1 protein-coding gene and 1 pseudogene are annotated in these 533 nt (G+C 52.7%); one reads left to right on the plus strand and one right to left on the minus strand.

Features of this window, described 5'->3' with window-relative positions; all coding sequences use genetic code 11:
* Positions 1-204, plus strand: a pseudogene (locus ACR0E6_RS23020) (hypothetical protein); the annotation flags it as partial.
* A gap of 83 nt (positions 205-287) precedes the next feature.
* Here the strand turns inward: ACR0E6_RS23020 and ACR0E6_RS23025 are convergent.
* Positions 288-533 (minus strand): hypothetical protein (locus tag ACR0E6_RS23025; RefSeq protein ID WP_480587794.1); only part of this gene is annotated, 246 nt, incomplete at its 5' end.

The following is a 533-nucleotide window of genomic DNA, read 5'->3' on the forward strand; positions in this document are numbered from 1 at the left end:
CTCAGTCTCGAAACAGTGCTAGTTGCAGACCACCACATGGTTTACGCATGGACATTCGAAGGTCGACACAAAGAAACGGGCAATCACGTACGCTTTTCCGGATGGGAAGAATGGGGTTTGGATGGCGATCTGAAGGTGACCAGATCGCTTGGATGGTACGATGCAGCTGACTATGAGCGGCAAGTCGAAGCGGTTGGCAGATAGACGGATGAATGCATAGTCTGGACCATACGATTGCCGCTTTTACGTAGCGGACGTGTCGCGCTAGAATTGCATAAAAGAGGATTCTAGTAGCCCGCAAACTGACCGCCATTCTTGCCGCAGATGTGGTTGGCTATTCGGCTTTGATGGCTGAAGATGAAGCTGCGACGCTGGACGCTCTGATCGATCACCAACGAAATATACTGGAGCCTGCAATCTCTGAAAGAGGTGGGCGCATCATCAAGTTGATGGGGGACGGTGTGCTCGCGGAGTTTCAATCCGTTGTCGAGGCTGTCAACTGCGCGGTCACCATCCAGCGCACTTTGGCAGAG

The organism is Ruegeria sp. AP12 (genome assembly GCF_056540025.1).